The following is a 17,431-nucleotide window of genomic DNA, read 5'->3' as shown; positions in this document are numbered from 1 at the left end:
CGCCCTGATTCCAGTCGTTGCCGCCCTGATTCCAGTCGTTGCCGCCCTGGTTCCAGTTATTCCAGTCCTGTCCGCCCTGATTCCAGTCGTTGCCGCCCTGGTTCCAGTTGTTCCAGTCCTGTCCGCCCTGATTCCAGTCGTTGCCGCCCTGGTTCCAGTTGTTCCAGTCCTGACCGCCCTGATTCCAGTCGTTGCCGCCCTGATTCCAGTCGTTGCCGCCCTGGTTCCAGTTATTCCAGTCCTGTCCGCCCTGGTTCCAGTCGAAGCCGCCCTGATTCCAGTCGTTTCCGCCCTGATTCCAGTTGTTCCAGTCCTGACCGCCGCCGAAATCGAAGCCGCCCTGGTTCCAGTCGTTGCCGCCCTGGTTCCAGTCGTTTTCACCCTGATTCCAGTCGTTTCCGCCGCCGAGATCCTGCTGCTGACCGCCGTTGCCGCTGTCAGCTGCATTAGTTGTAACTGTTACGCTCTTAACGTTAGCAGAACCGTTTGATCTGTAGCCCTCGATGTTGAGAGATACTTCGTAGAGAGTACCTGACATATCGAGACCAGCCTGTGACCATGCGTCAAAGTGCTTGGATACGTCGATAGTACCCTTCATATAGTTAGTCTGATTATTAGCTGAACCGCTTGTAGTTCTGATGCTCCAGTACTGTGGGAATGTAGATGTACCGTCGAGAGAAGGCTGGTTGTAACGCATTGTCTTTGCGATCTCGTAAGTATTTCCGTTAAGAGTTACGTTACCCTTTCTCTCACCGTCGTTTCCGGGTGGACGCCAGTCGCCCCAGCCTTCAACGATGTAGTATTCCATAAGCGGGTTTCTTGTCCATCCGTATACGCACATATACGAATTTCCTCTTGGTGTGTACTCTACATCATAAGTGAGAACGATATTGCCGAAAGCCTTGTAGTTCTTCTTCTGGCTGTCGAAATTCTTACCCATACGAGCAAGGAAGTTTTCGATGTTGCTCCACGAGCAAGTGAAGGAACCTGCGCCGGGGTTCATAGAAGCCTGACCCTGTCCGTTCTGATTCCACATTTCGTAGTCATATCCGCCTACGTTACCTCTTGTCTGCTGGTCAGCAGCTGAAGCAACAGCAGGTATGCTTGCTGCGATCATCATTGCTGATACAGTACCGCTGATGATCTTCTTGAATTTTTTCAGCTTCACTTTGATCACTCCTTTGATAAAGATATTAAAAGATATGATTCAGTAATCCCTTCAAAAAAACGAGCTCGTTATATATTTCTGATAATATTATAATATTTTTGGTTAATATAAATCAAGTCATTTCTTGCTCTTGATATACAATCAGACCAAATATTGCGGCTTTATACAAAATGTAATAGGCTATAAACCGCGAAAATCGGCGTATTGCCATACAAAAAGCGCAATTTTTAATACATTTTAAGCAACCGCAAAAAATGAACATTCCATAGTAATCTTATGATAAAAAATGCTTTTTCGCATAAAGATACCCGTACTTTTTGAGGTACGGGCATCATTTATTGCTATTTCATTTCCGTCACTGCGAAGCCGAAGCTTTGGCGCTTCCCTTTTTCTCAGCTGTAACCGAAAACTCATCATCGGCTGCCGAAAGAGTGATAGTTCCGCCGTTTTTGAGCTTTCCGAACAGTATCTCGTCCACAAACAGGGGCTTTATCTCGTTTCTGATGACGCGGTCGACCTCTCTTGCGCCGAATTCCTGACTTACGCCCTTTTTCTTCACAAGCTCCTTTGCGCTCTCCTCGGCTGTGAAGTCTATCTTCTTCGCCGAGAGCTGCAATGCCAGCTCGCTGAGCTTCTTGTCAACGACCATTGCCGCCATATCATCGTCCATGCTGTTGAAAACAACTATTTTATTGAGCCTGTTCCTGAACTCCGGCTGGAAGGTCTGCTTGACAGCTTCTGTGATAACGCTGTTGTTCATGCTACCGCTCTGAAATCCGATAGTGCTCTTGCCTATGCGGTTAGCACCTGCATTTGAGGTCATTATAAGGATAATGTTCCTGAAATCTGCTTTTCTTCCCTGATTATCCGTGAGAGTCGCATAATCCATGACCTGCAGCAGCACATTGTAGATGTCGGCATGAGCCTTTTCAATCTCGTCAAGGAGCAGCACCGCCGACGGCGTTTTCCTGACAGCTTCCGTAAGAAGCCCGCCGTCCTCGTAGCCGACATAGCCAGCAGGCGAGCCTATGAGCTTGGCAACAGCGTGTTTTTCGCCGTATTCGCTCATATCGAAGCGTATGAGCTTCACGCCCAGCTCTTCCGCAAGTCTTTTTGCTATCTCGGTCTTTCCCACACCTGTGGGACCTACGAACAGCAGGCTCGCCAGAGGCTTGTTATCCTCAAGAAGCCCTGCTTTCGAGAACTTCACCGCATTGACCACCTGCGTTACCGCTTCGTCCTGACCGAATATCCTGCCTTTCAGCTTGCCCTCAAGCTCAGAAAGACCTGCTGTGTCGTCTGTTGCTACAGTTTCCACGGGAACGCGGCAGATAGTGGTAAGCACCTGATTTATAACGGCTTTGTCCACAAGCTGTATCTTTCTTTCCTTTGGGTGGAGCTTCACGAAAGCTCCCGCCTCGTCTATGAGGTCGATAGCCTTGTCGGGGAGAAAACGCTCGTTGATGTACTTCGCACTCATGTGAACGGCGTACTTCATGATACCCTTTCCGTATCTAACGCCGTGGTATTTCTCGTATTTCTGCTTGAGACCGTCAAGTATCTTCTCTGTTTCCTCTTCCGTGGGCTCTTTTATCTCAACGTTCTGGAAGCGGCGCACAAGGCTCTTGTTCTTCTCGAAGTATTTCTTGTACTCCTCAAATGTAGTTGCTCCGATAAATCGTATACGCCCGTCAGCAAGATACGGCTTCAGCATATTTGAAGCGTCAAAGGAGCCCTCGCCGACTGCTCCGGCGCCTGAGAGGTTATGTATCTCGTCAATATAGATTATGGGCTTTTCTTCCTTGCCTATCTCCGTGAGGACCTTCTTGAAGCGCTTCTCGAAGTCGCCTCTGTACTGCGTTCCCGCAAGCATTCCGCCAAGATCGAGGGAGAATATCTTCGCCCCTTTGAGCGGCTCGGGGACCATTCCTTCCCGTATGAGCTGTACAAGTCCGTAGGTTATTGCTGTCTTGCCCACACCGGATTCGCCGATATGAAGCGGATTGTTCTTGTCCTTGCGGCAGAGTATCTGTATAGTCCTGTCCAGCTCGGCTTCACGTCCTATCAGCGGATTAGCGTCCCTGAGAGTTTCGTTCAGACAGGGTGCATAGAGCTTCCAGCCGCTCTGACTTTCCTCCGCCTCGCCGAACCTTCCGTCAGTAGAGCCGTAAACGGCTTCGTTTTCCTCTATTTCCGCCATCTCCTGCAGCAGATCGGCTTCCGCGATGCCCTGCTTTTCCATGAAGTAGATAGCATAGCAGTTATCGAGGTTCCACAGACCGTGAATGATGTGTCTCAGGTGTACCTTCTGGCTTCCGCTGTTGTAGGCGCTCCTTGCGGCGTAATTCATGAGCATATTCACGCCGTCGGAAAGCTCGGGCTTTTCCACCTCTGCCTTGTCCATATATTCCTCGGCGTATTCCTTTAAGTAGTCCTCGAGCATACCTGCGTTTCCACCGCATTCCTCAAAGGCTTCCGTAAATGTCTTGTCCCTGAGCATCATAAGGAGCACGAGCTCGGGAGTAACATATTCATAGTTTCTCTTTTTAGCATATTCCATAGCCTGATAGATTATATCAAGCGCTTCCTTAGACAGCTCCATGTCAAGCCTCCTCTACCGTCATTCTGAACGGAAAGCCCTGCTCCTTTGCCCTGTCAAGAGCTATCCTGACCTTTGTTGCCGCAATATCATAGGGGTATTTTCCCACGACAGCCTGTCCGTTCTTGTGTACGTTCATCATCAGCGCCTGAGCAGTAAGCTCGTCCTTGTGGAAAACCTCCACCAGTATCTCAACGACAAATTCCATAGTGGTGAAATCGTCGTTTATCATTATCACATTGTATTGCTTGGGCTCTTTGAGCCTGCTTTCGGTACGCTCCTTAGCCGCACCCTTTACTGACATACGGTCACCCCCGTCGATATTAAGAATTACTCTAACATTATATCACATTATACGGCAAAAGTCAAAGAAATGTGTGTATCTTATCTCTTTTTCCGACTTATCATACACTCTTTGATACATTATTTTTACGGCTGTAAGACCCGTATGCCACGACAGCTTATATGCAAAATCAGAAACAGCCATAAGGAAGCATGAAACAACTTCTTTATGGCTGATTTTCTTCAACTGTGAAACAAGCACAAATCTCCTGTTATTTTTCTGTTAAAGCCGCACTATAAATTTCATTTTATCATAAAAATGTGAACTTTTCAAGTTTATCATTAACAATTTTTCGAGTTGATTATTGTACTATTTAGCGATTGATTTTTCCCTGTTTTTAGGGTATAATTAAGAAAATGAATAAAAATAGGCAATTTATTCTTGATTTGAACTTTACAGACATAATTACCACTGTTCACTGACGCTCATGCAATTCCCGAGCTGTCAGATAGGGGCATAACATACAGTGGAAAAATCAGCGGCGCGCTTTTTAAGGAGGGACGATATATCCGCAACTTATGGCAAAAACATAGTAAATTCAATATCATTGAGGAGAAATGGGATCTTTATATTTTGCAAATGTCTTTTCAAACTTTTCATCACAATTATTTTTTTATTTTAAAGAGGTAAGGATATCAAAACAACAGCACAGAAAAAGCTGATATTATTATCAGCATGATAATCACGATCAATTCATATTATTTACGGAAACCTTATACCTCAGGCGGTCGCGTTCGTACACCCTTGTTATCTTGCGTTCTGAGCACCGGACTGATAATCATATAAGGATATTACGTATCATTTCCCATCCTGAGCTCTGTTTTCATGCGGAGTTCAACACGAAAAAGGAGTTTATTATGAGTTTTAAAGTAATGGGCATTACAGCAGGCAGAAAAAACAGCAACAGCGAAATATTATTGAAAGAGGCTTTACTTGTTTGTCAGGAACAGGGTGCAGAGATCACTATGATAAATCTCAGGGATTACAATATCATTGACTGTACGGGCTGCACCTCATGCACTATTGGTATGTCCTGCGGCAAGAACACAGGCTGCGTTCTCGCAGACAAGGACGACAAGGACAGGATAATGCAGGTCATGCTGGATCAGGACGCAGTTATCTTCTCAGCTCCTACATATGCTCTTATGCCGTCATCGGTATTCCTCAAGTTCATGCACCGCAACCTCGCTTACGAAGCTTCCTTCCTCCAGAAGATAGGCGCTATACAGCACCACGACCGCGTCGGCGCTCTCATAGCAGTGGGCGGCTCTTACCGCTCATGGCAGTCACTCAGCCTTGAATGTATGCAGATAACGACAGTTACCAACAGCTTCAAGATCGTGGATATGTACATGGCTACGGGAGTTCCCGCACCTGCACAGGTGCTGCTCTTCGATGAAAAGCTGGCACGTGCAAGAGAAATAGGCGGAAACGTTATGAAAGCCCTTAACACACCGCCGGAAGAGCGTAAATGGCAGGGCGATCCCGATACGGGCTGGTGTCCAAATTGCCACAGCAACAGTCTGTGTCTCGGCGACGTACAGTGGAAGGGCCTGAGATATCCTATCGAGTGTACCGTATGCGGCGCAGGAGGAGACCTGGAAAAGACTCCCGACGGCAAGTGGAAGTTCGTCATCGCTCCCAACGGACTGGAGCGCGACCGTACCACCGAGGAGGGACGCGGAGTTCACTGCGACGAGATAGCCGAAGTACAGGGCGGCTTCTTCATGGACCCCACCAAGCGTCAGACAGTTGCGGAAAAGCTTCCCAAGTACACAAAGATACAGTTCAAGGGACTTTAAGACAATATAATATATGCCAAAAGCGCTCGCCTCTGCGTAATGCAGGGGTGAGCGCTTTTCTGTCAGACAATGCGGTTCTTTTCACTGAGCTGTTCAAAGGTTATGCCGTATTTATAGGCGATTTCATGAGCATAGCTCTTTCCGTCGGGCTTTTTATAGCCGATCTTGTAGGAGCGCTTTCCGTTTTCGTTTTCCATTACCACACTGACAGCTCTGTAACCCGAAGCCGCCGCGTCGCTTATCTTATCCGCATTTTCCGCAAGCTCGTGCATATGGGTATTGAAACAGGTACGCGCACCGATACAGCACAGGTATTTCAGCACGTCCTCAGCAATATACAGCGACTCGGTATGACTGGTAGTGGCAAAGGACTCGTTGAAAAGCAGGAGACTTCCGCTGTCTGCGGTCCTGCATATCTCGTTGAACCTTTCAGCTTCCTCGCCAAGCCGTCCGAGGGATACGGTCTTCTCCTCCTCAACGGGAAAATGTGTGTATATTCCGTCGCATGGACGTATCTTCGCAGAAGCGGCAGGAACGAAAACTCCGCTCTGATACAGCAGGAACACAAGACCTATCCCCTGGGTGAGCACGGTCTTACCGCCGCGGTTCGGTCCCGTGAGTATCTGCACCGTCTTGTCCTTTGTGAACTCCATATCGTTGCATACAATCTCCTCGTCAATAGTGCCTTTCAGGCGGCAAATGGCAAGCTTCACGTTGTAGAAGTCCCTGAGCACTGTATCGTCCTCAGAAGCCTCTCCGCAGCAGCAGGGCATTCCATGCTCTTTCAGCTTCTTTTCAAGGCCTATAAAGCGCAGATAGAACAACAGCTCATCAGCAAGCTTCGCAAGGGCTTTTCCGCTGACATCAACGTATCTGTCGAGCACCCTTTTCAGCTTTGAAGTACAGGACGGGAGCATTCTCTCGATTATGGTATTGAGATTGTTCATAAGAGGGGTATCCGTTGCACGGTTTGTCGGTGAAGGCAAACCATTGTACTTCTGACGCAGCAAGCGGAGATCGTTATCGTGCGTCTCCATGGAAAACTGCATCAAGTCCTTGTCATTGATCTGATCTTTCAGGTGGAACTTCACAAAGCGCCTGATCGCGCTCTGTCGGTCAAAATAGAACTTGTTCAGTGACAGTATTCCTGATTCCTTAGGGTAGAACTCATGATCAAGATTCACACCGATAGTTATGCTTTTTATATTGTTTATGTCATCGCCGACTACGGAAAGGTCCTTTTCCAGTTCTTCAAAGCCGCTGTTATCGCATATCTCGCTTATGTACCCGGCAAAGAGCTTCAAGCCCTCAGATTTGAACTCATGTCCACCGATGACTTCCTTTATTTTCAGAACAGAGTTCACATACCCCTCAAGAGCCCTTAGTCGCACTAAAAACTCCATTATAGTGGAACTACCGCCTATTTGTGCGGGTCTGTCGTTTGAATAGAAGCGCATGGCGTCGAAAATATTATAGAGCTCCTCACACAGCTCCTCATTGTCTTTGAGCTCGGAATAAACAGCTCTGCGGTAGCTGATGACTTTTTCGCTCACGGGCATTTCGAGAAGTATGCTTTTCAGCACCGACTGTTCCGAGGAATTGCCGGAAATGCTTTCAGCCAGAAAGTTCAGTGAGAGGTCGTTTGCCGTATTGCTGCCAAGTCTGAAAGTTCCGCCGTTTTCATCGGGAGCAAGCAGACTGAAGCTTTTTATGTCAGAAAGAGGGTTCCTTTTCATAGCTGTTCTCCTTTTACGATAAATATTGAGTTTATTATAACATAAAAATGCGCTTATTACAACGAACGGGCAAAAAAATATCCCCAGACTCCCCACAGCATTGACTGAACAGGGTTTTAATGCTATAATTAATGTGCACTCAATAACCGCTGTCAGTCGGTTATTGAACTGATATTGATCAAACAGAAACATCCCGTCAAACAGCTTTGAAAATACAGAAAAGGAGAGAATCATGGACAATACCGAATTAAAAGGCACTGTAAAACGTATCAGGGAAATGGAAAAGCGCTTCGACAGAGCAGCTTCCGCAGGCAAGCGCCTGGAAGCAGCGCTGAAAGCCTACGAAAAGGCTCTCGCTGACATCGCCGCTCTGAAAGGATACTACAGGAGCGACAACTGGAAGCACGATTTTCAGGCAGACGAGTCGGGCGAGCTGCCCGACGGCCTCAAACGCGGAGTACTTTCCGAGGACGGAGTATGGGATTTTCTCAATGACAATGACGAGCTTGTCGGGTACATAAAAAAGCTCTCCTTGGAACTTTGATGAAAAAGTCCGGGAAAAAGCTGAGAAATATGATTTGGCGCTGCTTATAGCAACGCCAAATCATATATTTATACTGTTTTCTCAGGACTTTTCTCCTCCTGATACCTCGTCAACGTAGAAGTCTGTAAGGCTATCGGGAGACTCGACATAAAGCTGGAGGTTTTCAGCACCTTCAGGGATAACGTATGCAGGGTTCTCGAGAGTTATCCACTCGCCGCTCTTTGCTTTTGCAAGAGCTACCTCGTCATACTTCTCGCCGCCCATGTTGTACTGCATGGTCATCTTCATGGTGACTTCCTCGCCGCTCTTCTGCATTACCTTCGCCTTGAAGCTGTAAGCCTCTCCGGGCTTGTAGGTATCGCTGCTCAACATTATTGTCGCACCGTTCCAGTTATCGGTCCTTCCGCTTACGAAGAGGCACTGCTTGCCCTCAAAGGCATTCTCCTTATCCACAGTTACCAGCGGACCGCCTCTTGTTATCCAGCCCTCAGTCCCCTTTTCAAAGCCTATGTTGAAGAAGCCTGCTGCCTCGGGAGTACCTGTTTCGGCTCCTGAAAGCTTTTCGATAGCCTCCTCGTCAACTGTTACCTTGATATCGTCAGCTTCGGCATATGTTCCCTCAACCTTGAGGTCGTTCTTGTAGATAGTTGCCTTGCCCTTTGACTGGTAGCCCTCGATGTTGAGCGCGACCTCGTACATCTTGCCCAGCTCGAGTCCGCACTTCTTCCATGCATCAAAGTGCTTGGAAACCGAAATGGTTCCTTCTATCTTTGTGCCGCTTGGCACGGGCTTTTCCTTTCTTACGCTCCAGTACTGGTCAAATGTCTGTATATCGTCGATAGACGGCTGTTCGTATCTTGTTGTCTTGTAGATATCGTATACAGCTCCGTCCACTTCAACGGTACCGAGAGCCATAGGAGCTCCGGGTGGTCTCCATGTGCCCCATGATTCAACGATGTAGTACTCTATAAGCGGTTCTCTTGTCCAGCCGTAAACGCACATATATGAATTTCCGTCAGGCTGGTAGTCAACGCCGTAATCAATTGAGATATTGCCCATTTCCTCATAGGTCATGGTGCAGTCGTACTTCTTTCCGCGGCGGAAGAGAGCATTGTTGATATTGTCCCATTCGCAGGAGTAGCAGCCGCCGCCCGGCTCTACAGTAAATGTGGTGTCTCCTTCGTCCTTCCAGAGCTCATAATCGTAGTCGTCAGCAGTACCCGTAACGTTCTCGGTAAAAACCTGAGGCTCTGCTTTTTCAGTTTTTTTCGTCTTATCTGCCGTGCTGTTATCGTTTGTGCTTTCCGAGCTGCTGCAGCCGACCGACACAGCCAGCATACAGGCAACTGTAAATACCGATAATTTCTTCAATAAACCTTTTAGCATTCAGTTTATTCCCTCACTTTCATAGTATTCGGAGACAATAATATCCTATTTTGATTGTATCATATACAAAATATTTTACAAGTCATTTTTTGCGGTTGCTTAATCGAATATTGCGTTCACCCGTTCATATGTATTTCACAAAAAACAGCCGCAAGAGGGCATTGAGCTCTCTCACGGCTGTTTTAGTCAGTTATCAGTTTTTCGGATAGAATTTTTCAAGCATTTCCACAAGCATTCCGGGTATGAACTGATAATGCTCGGAATCTGGATATATCTTTGATTCCGCAGTTGTCACCCCGTAGGCCTCAAGCCTCTCCATAAGGTGCTCTATGCCCTGGAGGGTGGAGTCGTTTTCGCCGTAATATGCGTCGTAAACGGGGTCCTCGTCAGCACCGCCGCAGACGAAAATGCGCTTGTCTATGGACTTGTTGCGGTCAAAGTAGCCGTACTCCCTCCTGAACTCGTCACCGTCAGTATAGGGCAGGAATCCGGGCGACCAGAACGCAGGACTTCCTATTATATAGTTACCGAAGGGCTGATTTTCATACTTGTCTGAATTGAACACTGCATAATGTGCGAATGTTCCCCCGAGAGAATGTCCGAAAAGTGTGGAATCCTCATAGTTTATGCTGTACTCTTCCCCAAGGTACGGCATAAGGTCGTCAGTGATTAATGTGAGGAAATCCTCACAGCGGTCGCAGAAGAACTTTATGCGGTTTTCATCGTCCATGCCGTTTATCCCGTAATCATAGCCGATGCTGACAAGCAGCACATCGTCCGCCTTTCCCTCTTCCATTGTCTTCCTGAGTTCGGCACAGTCGTTGAAGCGCCATACTCCGTCAGTGAGAACATATGCAGGATAGGTCCTGTCACCGCTGAAATCAGGGGGCAGAGTCACATGGACTACAAAATTTGTGTCCAGCTGCTCGTCGTAGATATTGTATTCGCGGACATAGGGCTCTATCGCCTTTATCTTGTCGTGGTCTATCTCCCATACGAAAGAGTCTGCGGAAGGGTTTAGCCTGTTTTCTATCCACTTGTCCACAGTACCGTACGGAACGGTCTTATAGGACTTGTCTATGACAGCTTCCCATACTCTCAGTATCTGCTCGTAATCATGCTCTGTTTCGGCTGTCGGTATATTCAGACCCATGTGAGTGAACTTGATGACATCATGGAGATAGGGCTTCAATTCCTCAAAATCCGCAAATGTACGCTTGTGTTCTTCCGAAAAGAACTCTTTCTCCATTTCATTTGCTTCCTCTTCGGTAAGCTTATTGTTGTCCCTGTCGTAATACTCCTCATTCCCGTTTTCGTCAAGGCGCCTCAGTACAGGAGAGAGCTCATACAGGGTTATTTCGCCGCCGTCATAATCCTTTTCTAGCATATCCAGCGTATCAACTACTACATCTCCGTCCACGAATGCGTATTTTATATCCCCCTCAGCGCCGCGCGTGTATTCGACAGCTTCCTTTATTTCCTCGTCAGTCATGGGATAATCGCTGTTGTGCTCGTTGTAGTGCTCATAATAATCGGCATAATCCTCCCCGTTCCACAGTTCAAGGTATATCCCCTCCGAGGGAACCACACCGTCTTCTTTCTGCTCATGGTCGAACACCGTAAGCTGCCCGACAGTTAACCTGCTCCGTTCGGTATCGCTCATGTGGTTTGTCAGCTTTGTTTCAGCCGGCACCTTCTGCGAAAGTGATGAAGCATTGCTGCCCTTTTCACTGCCGGATGAGCTGCATGAAGCTAAACATAGCAGAAAAGCAAGTGATAAAACAGCTGCTGTGATTTTTTTCATCTTTTTTCCTCCGTTTCGTTCAGAACCTTTAGTTCTGCAATAAGTGTTTTGGGGAGGTACAAAAAGACGAACTTCTTCTCACATTCGTATATGTGCACAATATTCAACACCGTTTTGTCAACATAAAAACAAAAAGGGAGCTTTTCAGCTCCCTTATACTATTCAAATATATCGGCAACTCCGTCGATCACATCAGGCTTTGCTTTCTTCTGAAGAACGTCCCAGTTAGGCTTTCTGCTCCTCATATTGTGGGAATCGCTGCCGAAAACGTAAGGATAACCCTCTTTTATGAGCGATTTCACAAACCTTTTTTCCTTGAAGCTCTCAAAGGCCTCGTTATTGAACTGCAGAACAGCTTCCGCTCTGAGGACTTCCTCTATCTCGGATCTGCTGTAATACTCAAGGTATCTGTGGATATGCGCCAGTATCGGAGTAAGTCCGTATTCATAAGCGATATCGTTTACCTCCTCCAGCATCCACGGAGCAAAACTCGTGTACTGAAATTCAAGGAGAATGTACTTAGTATCAGCGATTCGGAGATTTTCAATACCCTCGAGCCTGCTTATTCCGTGTTCAACAGCGACCTCTGCGCCGAGGAGTATATCCTTGTTTGCAGGATCGGCCTGAACCAGCTTGTCATATGCATTTTTTCTCTTTTCAATGAAAGAGCTGACGCTTTTTTCGCGGTGTGCATAGAAATGCGAGGTAGCGACTATACGTTCAACGCCCTGCTCCTTCATGGTCTTTATCATTTGCAGCGAAGTATCGACGCTGTCCGAGCCGTCGTCGATGCCCGGAAGAATATGGCAGTGGTGATCAGTCAGCATCAGCTTCTGAACCCTTCTTGTCACTGCTTCCTGACTCTCCGTAGCCGTAATCATACTTTGATTTATAATATGAAGAGTGACGATTCTGCTCGATCTCGTTCATTACAAAGCCGAGCATATTTGCCTGTGCAAGGTCGAGCTGCTTCATACAGTTATCGACCTCGTCAAATGTGGTCTTGCCGTGCTTGACAACGACTAAGATACCGTTTACGAGATTCTTCATTACCATTGCGTCGCTTACCACGTTGATAGGCGGAGTATCAATGATTATGTAGTCATATACGACTGAGAACTGATTGAGAAGCTCTGCGAAATTCTCGGAAGCGAGAAGCTCCGACGGGTTAGGAGGAGTAGGACCTGAGGGGATCAGATCGAGACCCTCCACTACGTTCTCCCTTATACACTTTGCAGTTGTGGACTTCTTGATTATAAGAGTTGAAAGACCGTCTGTGTTTTTTACCTTGAAGGTCTTATGCTGAACAGGCTTTCTCATATCAGCGTCGATGAGAAGCACCCTGCTGTCTGTCTGAGCAAAAGCGATAGCGATATTCGCAGCTGTTGTGGACTTGCCGTCGCTGGGATTAGGGCTTGAAACAACGACTGTCTTATTGTCGCTGGTACCCATTGCGAACATTACGTTTGTACGGATCGACTTATAGCTCTCGGAAACATTGAAAGGAGTCTTGGGGTCTGAGATAAGGAGCCTTGATTCTGCGTCCTTCTTGCCGCCCTTGCGCTTCCTGAAGTCGTCGAATCTGTTTACCTCGCCGAGGATAGCCTTCTTGTACTTATTGCCGAGCATATCGGCTTCCTTGACTGTATTATCGAAGAAATCAATAAGGAAAATGAGAAAAACTATCAGGAAAAATGCTGCTGCCGCACCGAGGATCGCGTTCTTCTTTACATTCGGGCCGACAGGATTATTGTAAACTCTTGCCTTGTCGATAGTATTTATCGAACCTACTCCTACAGCGTCCTGAACGAACTTAGGAGCTATGACTGTAAGAGCATTGCAGACTGCTGCGGAAACATTCGGGTTCTTTGTAATTACTGAAAGCTTGAGAGCTGAAGTATCAGCAACGGAAGTAACGCTTATCGTTCTTCTGATCGAAGAAGGAACGATCTTTCTGTTGGATATGGTGAAATTGCTTGCAAGGGTATCCTGGTCGAACATATCCATAAGGCGATCGCCAAGAGCGTCCATAACGGCGTCGTCCTTGAGAACTTCCATATATGTATTAACGAGCTGCTTTGAATTGGTGATATTATTGGTATTGTTGGCATTCTCATTGACATTCGTATAGCTCTGGACATACATGGTGATATGCGACTCATACTGCAGCGGGAGCATGAATTTAGAATAACAGAACGCCGCCACTCCGCCGATTATCATAAAAAACAAAATGAGCCAGAACTTTCCCATTAAAAGCTTGATAAAGTCCTTAATAGTTAACTTATTCATCCCTGATTACTTCCTTTTCACATTTTCTCTAATATCACAAAAAGCCATTTTCATCGTTAATTGTTTTTATTAATGAAAACTTCCCATTGTCTTAACAATTGTATCATATTTTCTGTGCAAAGTCAAGAAAAACCTCCCGTATTTCGCATGATTTGAACATTTCGCATATATATTTTATCACACGGCAACCGTCTTTTCACAAAACATCAAAAGAGCGGCAAAATCGCGCAAGTGATAAAAGAAAATAGATGAAATAATAAAGAGCAAACAATAAATCAAGTGACCGTTCTGCGGACATTTTTTAATAATACCGCCATGATACGATACATCTGTTATTATTTCCTCTTTTTTATTTCAGAAAAGGCATAAAGAAGAACCTTCTTTATGCCTTTTTTGCTTTATAATCTGTCAGCGACATCAAGTATGAGCTTTTCTGTCTTTTCCCAGCCGAGGCATGGGTCTGTTATTGACTTTCCGTAGATGTGCTCTTCTATCTTCTGCGAACCGTCCTCTATGTAGCTCTCGATCATGAAGCCCTTGACGAGCTTGCGGATATCCTCGTTATATCTGCGGCTTCCGAGGACCTCTTTCACGATACGCGGCTGTTCAAATGGGTGCTTGCCCGAATTGCAGTGGTTCGTATCAATGATAGCCGCAGGGTTCTCGAATCCCTTCTGCACATAGAGCTGATGAAGCATTTCAAGGTGTTCATAGTGATAGTTCGGCATACACTGGCTGTGGTTGTTTTCAAAACCTCTGAGTATGGCATGGGCAAGAGGATTGCCGTTTGTGCTTACCTCCCAGCCTCTGTAGAGGAAGGTATGTCCCGACTGTGCAGCCTCTATGGAGTTCATGAGCACAGCCATGCTTCCGCTTACAGGGTTCTTGAGACCTACAGGGACATTGAGTCCGCTTGCGGTAAGTCTGTGCTGCTGATTTTCAACGGAACGTGCTCCCACAGCAACATAACCGAGGAGATCGTTGAGGTAACGGTGATTCTCGGGATAGAGCATTTCGTCCGCACAGGTAAAGCCTGTCTCCTGTATCGCGCGGAGGTGGAGCTTACGGATAGCAACGATTCCTTTATACATATCAGGCTTCTGATCGGGATCGGGCTGGTGGAGCATTCCCTTGTAGCCCTTACCCGTGGTTCTCGGCTTATTTGTGTAGATCCTCGGCACGATAAGTATCTTATCGCTAACCTTTTCCTGCACCTCGCGGAGGCGGCAGATGTAGTCCATAACGCTGTCCTCATGGTCAGCGGAACAAGGACCAATGATAAGCAGAAGTCTGTCGTCCTTGCTTGCGATAACATCAGCTATCTGAGCATTTCTCGCAGCGATGACCTTTCCGAGCTCCTCAGAAACGGGGAACTCGCTCTTTACCTCGGCAGGTATAGGCAGTTTGCACTTGAAATTCATGTTCATAAATGATCAACCTCTTTCATTTTATCCTTTTTCTTTCTTCTTACTTATCCTGTATCATTATACTGTATCAAGTTTTCGTCATACGAACATTATATCATATTCATTCACGGAAATCAATATCAGCTCCCCATACAAGAATAAAATATTGCATTTAACATATACAGGCATAAAAATGAAAAGACAGCCGATAGAAACCGACTGCCTTTCAGGGGATATTAAAATTTGGAGAAATCTTAATAAGTGTGCCGACCACCGATACTGTGACCGGCACGTTTCAGTGTTAAATTACCTGCGATCAAACGCGAGTGTGTACCTGACCGCCTGCAAGTGTCTTGCCCTTTGCCTTTGCCATATCAGAGATGTTTACGTTCTGGTAACCATTCTGAGCGAGCCATGGGAGAACTTCCTCCATAGCTGCTGCTGTTGTAGCATAATTCTCGTGGCAAAGTACTATAGCACCCTCAAGTGAACCGTTCTGTGCTGCCTGCTTGATAGTACTTACTATCTGATCCTTTGAAGCATTGTTCCAGTCCTGAGTATCGATAGCACAGCTGATAAGCGGTACATCGTTAAGAGCGGACTGAACTGTACCATTGCTCTCAAGGTAAGGTAATCTCATGAGGTGAGAAGGCTCTGTGCCGATAATGCCTTTAAGCTTGCTGTTGCACTGCTCCCACTCGCTTCTGATCTGAGATGCACCCATCTGTCCGAGGTGTGGATGTGACTTTGTATGGTTAGCTACTTCCATTCCGTTCTCGTACTCGTACTTGATCTGGTCATTTGTCTTGATCCAGTCGCTTACGATGAAGAATGTAGCTGTCATGTTGTTCTTGATAAGAGCGTCGATGATCCTGTATCCCGGATCAGACTTTGACTGAGCGCTTGCACCGTCGTCGAATGAGATAGCGCAGAGCTTCTTTGAAGTATCAACCTTTGGCTTGTCATTCTGCTGCTGGTTGTCATTCTGCTGATTGTTATTGTTCTGCTGGTTGTTGTTGTTCTGCTGGCTGCTGCCGGTTGTGATCTCAAGCTTTGTTACGTTAGCCTTACCGCTGCTCTCCCAACCTTCCACGTTGAGTGCAACTTCTGTGAGGTTACCGATCTTCCAGCCTGCTTCTGCCCAAGCCTTGAAGTGATCTGATACTGTGATAGTACCTGATGTTCTCTTGGACTTACGAACGCTGAAGTACTGCTTGAATGTTTCGTTTGTGCCGAGGATAGTAGGACCTGTATGATCGAGCTGGAATATCTCATACTGAGCTCCGTCGATAGTAACAGTCTTGCTCTGACCGTTAGCAGACGGGCACCAGTTTACCCAGTCCTCGATGATGTAGTACTCTACGAGAGGATCTGTCATCCAGCCGTAAACGCAGAGACGTGAGTTGCCCTGTGAGCTTGCCGAATACTCAGCAGCGTAGTCCATTACAACTGTTCCAACGTCTGTAGCTTTCTTTGAACGGTCATAGTTTCTTCCGCGGCGAGCGAGGAAGTTACCTCTTGAAACCTGTGCGCTCCACTCAGTAGTGAATGTACCGCCGCTTCCGAGAGTCATAGAACCGCTTCCGCCTGTGTTATCGAGCCAGATCTCATAGCTGTAGCCGTCAACGTCATCAGCCTTGTACTGATTTCTGCCGTTGCCTACGCTGAATGTCTGTCCGCTTGGTGTTTTGCCCTTTGTTGTTGTAGCCTTGGTCGTTGTGGGCTTAACTGTTGTAGTAGCCTTTGTAGTAGTTGTTGTAGGCTTGGGAGCCTCTGTTGTAGTAACAGTCTTTATATCGTCTGAATAGCTCTCCGGGAGTGACTTGATGAGACCTAAGAGGTACTTCTGGATAGCTGCTGCGTCATTTGATGTAACGCCGCCGCCTGCCTCGTAAACGTCTGCATTGAACTTGCCCTTGTCTGAGAGCTGATACTTGTTCGGATTAGCAAGAGCCTGCATGATAGCTACAGCGTCAGCCATATCGATAGAACCGTCGCCGTTAGCGTCGCCCCACTTGGAAACCTTTGCATTGAGCTCTTCCTTGAGGTCAACTGCCTTTACAGTTGTAGTTGTTGCAGGAGCTGTTGTAGTAGCCTTGGAAGTTGTTGTTGTAGGCTTGGGAGCCTCTGTTGTAGTAACAACCGAGCTGCTGCCGCCCTCAGCTGATTTGAATGCATATCTGAAGAATGTGTAAAGATGAGGCTTTACAGATTCAGCGCCGTGTCCGCCTCCGGGGATAGACTGGTAAACGTGCTCAACGCCGTTCTTTGTAAGGATACTGCTGTACTGTGACGGGAAAGTACCAACAACAGAGTCGTTTGTACCGCCTGTGATCATGAATACCTCAGGCTCG

At 46.9% G+C, this 17,431-nt stretch carries 12 protein-coding genes; 2 read left to right on the top strand and 10 right to left on the bottom strand.

What is annotated here, in order from left to right; all coding sequences use genetic code 11:
• From IKW96_RS11180 to IKW96_RS11170, 3 genes are all read right to left on the bottom strand, one after another.
• On the bottom strand, positions 1 to 1,168 hold a 1,168-nt coding region (locus IKW96_RS11180; RefSeq protein WP_296574653.1), incomplete at its 3' end, for a glycoside hydrolase family 11 protein.
• A 355-nt stretch (positions 1,169 to 1,523) separates the two neighbouring features.
• On the bottom strand, positions 1,524 to 3,770 hold the full coding sequence (locus tag IKW96_RS11175; RefSeq protein WP_296574651.1) for an AAA family ATPase: 2,247 nt from the start codon (positions 3,768 to 3,770) through the stop codon (positions 1,524 to 1,526).
• A gap of 1 nt (position 3,771) precedes the next feature.
• Entirely contained in the window at positions 3,772 to 4,071 is a 300-nt protein-coding gene (locus IKW96_RS11170) for an ATP-dependent Clp protease adaptor ClpS (protein WP_296574649.1), read from the bottom strand.
• A gap of 896 nt (positions 4,072 to 4,967) precedes the next feature.
• Here IKW96_RS11170 and IKW96_RS11165 point away from each other — a divergent pair.
• Positions 4,968 to 5,912 (top strand): flavodoxin family protein, encoded by a 945-nt coding sequence (locus IKW96_RS11165; protein ID WP_296574646.1) that lies wholly within the window; start codon positions 4,968 to 4,970, stop codon positions 5,910 to 5,912.
• Between the two features lie 62 nt (positions 5,913 to 5,974).
• Here IKW96_RS11165 and IKW96_RS11160 read toward each other — a convergent pair whose 3' ends face one another.
• Positions 5,975 to 7,648: a hypothetical protein gene (locus tag IKW96_RS11160; RefSeq protein WP_296574643.1), complete on the bottom strand. Its 1,674-nt coding sequence runs from the start codon at positions 7,646 to 7,648 to the stop codon at positions 5,975 to 5,977.
• A 232-nt stretch (positions 7,649 to 7,880) separates the two neighbouring features.
• Here IKW96_RS11160 and IKW96_RS11155 point away from each other — a divergent pair, with 232 nt between their 5' ends.
• Entirely contained in the window at positions 7,881 to 8,192 is a 312-nt protein-coding gene (locus IKW96_RS11155) for a DUF4298 domain-containing protein (RefSeq protein WP_296574640.1), read from the top strand.
• Positions 8,193 to 8,273: 81 nt separating this feature from the next.
• Here IKW96_RS11155 and IKW96_RS11150 read toward each other — a convergent pair whose 3' ends face one another.
• From IKW96_RS11150 to IKW96_RS11125, 6 genes are all read right to left on the bottom strand, one after another.
• Complete coding sequence (locus tag IKW96_RS11150; protein ID WP_296574637.1) at positions 8,274 to 9,578, bottom strand: glycoside hydrolase family 11 protein; 1,305 nt, start codon at positions 9,576 to 9,578, stop codon at positions 8,274 to 8,276.
• A gap of 193 nt (positions 9,579 to 9,771) precedes the next feature.
• Positions 9,772 to 11,382, bottom strand: coding sequence for an alpha/beta hydrolase-fold protein (locus tag IKW96_RS11145; protein ID WP_296574635.1), 1,611 nt, complete (start codon positions 11,380 to 11,382; stop codon positions 9,772 to 9,774).
• Positions 11,383 to 11,540: 158 nt separating this feature from the next.
• Complete coding sequence (locus IKW96_RS11140; RefSeq protein ID WP_296574632.1) at positions 11,541 to 12,233, bottom strand: CpsB/CapC family capsule biosynthesis tyrosine phosphatase; 693 nt, start codon at positions 12,231 to 12,233, stop codon at positions 11,541 to 11,543.
• Complete coding sequence (locus IKW96_RS11135; RefSeq protein WP_296574629.1) at positions 12,199 to 13,671, bottom strand: polysaccharide biosynthesis tyrosine autokinase; 1,473 nt, start codon at positions 13,669 to 13,671, stop codon at positions 12,199 to 12,201. Before IKW96_RS11135 ends, IKW96_RS11140 begins: the two co-directional genes overlap by 35 nt.
• Before the next feature lie 398 nt (positions 13,672 to 14,069).
• Positions 14,070 to 15,098, bottom strand: coding sequence for a 3-deoxy-7-phosphoheptulonate synthase (locus tag IKW96_RS11130; RefSeq protein WP_296574626.1), 1,029 nt, complete (start codon positions 15,096 to 15,098; stop codon positions 14,070 to 14,072).
• Between the two features lie 295 nt (positions 15,099 to 15,393).
• Positions 15,394 to 17,431: glycoside hydrolase family 11 protein (locus tag IKW96_RS11125; protein WP_296574623.1), on the bottom strand; the 2,038-nt coding region annotated here is incomplete at its 5' end.

The sequence above is a fragment of the Ruminococcus sp. genome (genome assembly GCF_017549005.1).
Classification (GTDB): Bacteria; Bacillota; Clostridia; order Oscillospirales; family Ruminococcaceae; genus Ruminococcus.
Note: the sequence above shows the minus strand (reverse complement) of the source record. Positions and strands in the feature narration are given on the sequence as shown.

What these genes read in the sequence shown, in the direction of transcription:
- IKW96_RS11175 (WP_296574651.1), bottom strand. Translation starts at nt 3,770, where the DNA reads ATGGAGCTGTCTAAGGAAGCGCTTGATATAATCTATCAGGCTATGGAA.
- IKW96_RS11170 (WP_296574649.1), bottom strand. Translation starts at nt 4,071, where the DNA reads ATGTCAGTAAAGGGTGCGGCTAAGGAGCGTACCGAAAGCAGGCTCAAA.
- IKW96_RS11165 (WP_296574646.1), top strand. Translation starts at nt 4,968, where the DNA reads ATGAGTTTTAAAGTAATGGGCATTACAGCAGGCAGAAAAAACAGCAAC.
- IKW96_RS11160 (WP_296574643.1), bottom strand. Translation starts at nt 7,648, where the DNA reads ATGAAAAGGAACCCTCTTTCTGACATAAAAAGCTTCAGTCTGCTTGCT.
- IKW96_RS11155 (WP_296574640.1), top strand. Translation starts at nt 7,881, where the DNA reads ATGGACAATACCGAATTAAAAGGCACTGTAAAACGTATCAGGGAAATG.
- IKW96_RS11150 (WP_296574637.1), bottom strand. Translation starts at nt 9,578, where the DNA reads ATGCTAAAAGGTTTATTGAAGAAATTATCGGTATTTACAGTTGCCTGT.
- IKW96_RS11145 (WP_296574635.1), bottom strand. Translation starts at nt 11,382, where the DNA reads ATGAAAAAAATCACAGCAGCTGTTTTATCACTTGCTTTTCTGCTATGT.
- IKW96_RS11135 (WP_296574629.1), bottom strand. Translation starts at nt 13,671, where the DNA reads ATGAATAAGTTAACTATTAAGGACTTTATCAAGCTTTTAATGGGAAAG.
- IKW96_RS11130 (WP_296574626.1), bottom strand. Translation starts at nt 15,098, where the DNA reads ATGAACATGAATTTCAAGTGCAAACTGCCTATACCTGCCGAGGTAAAG.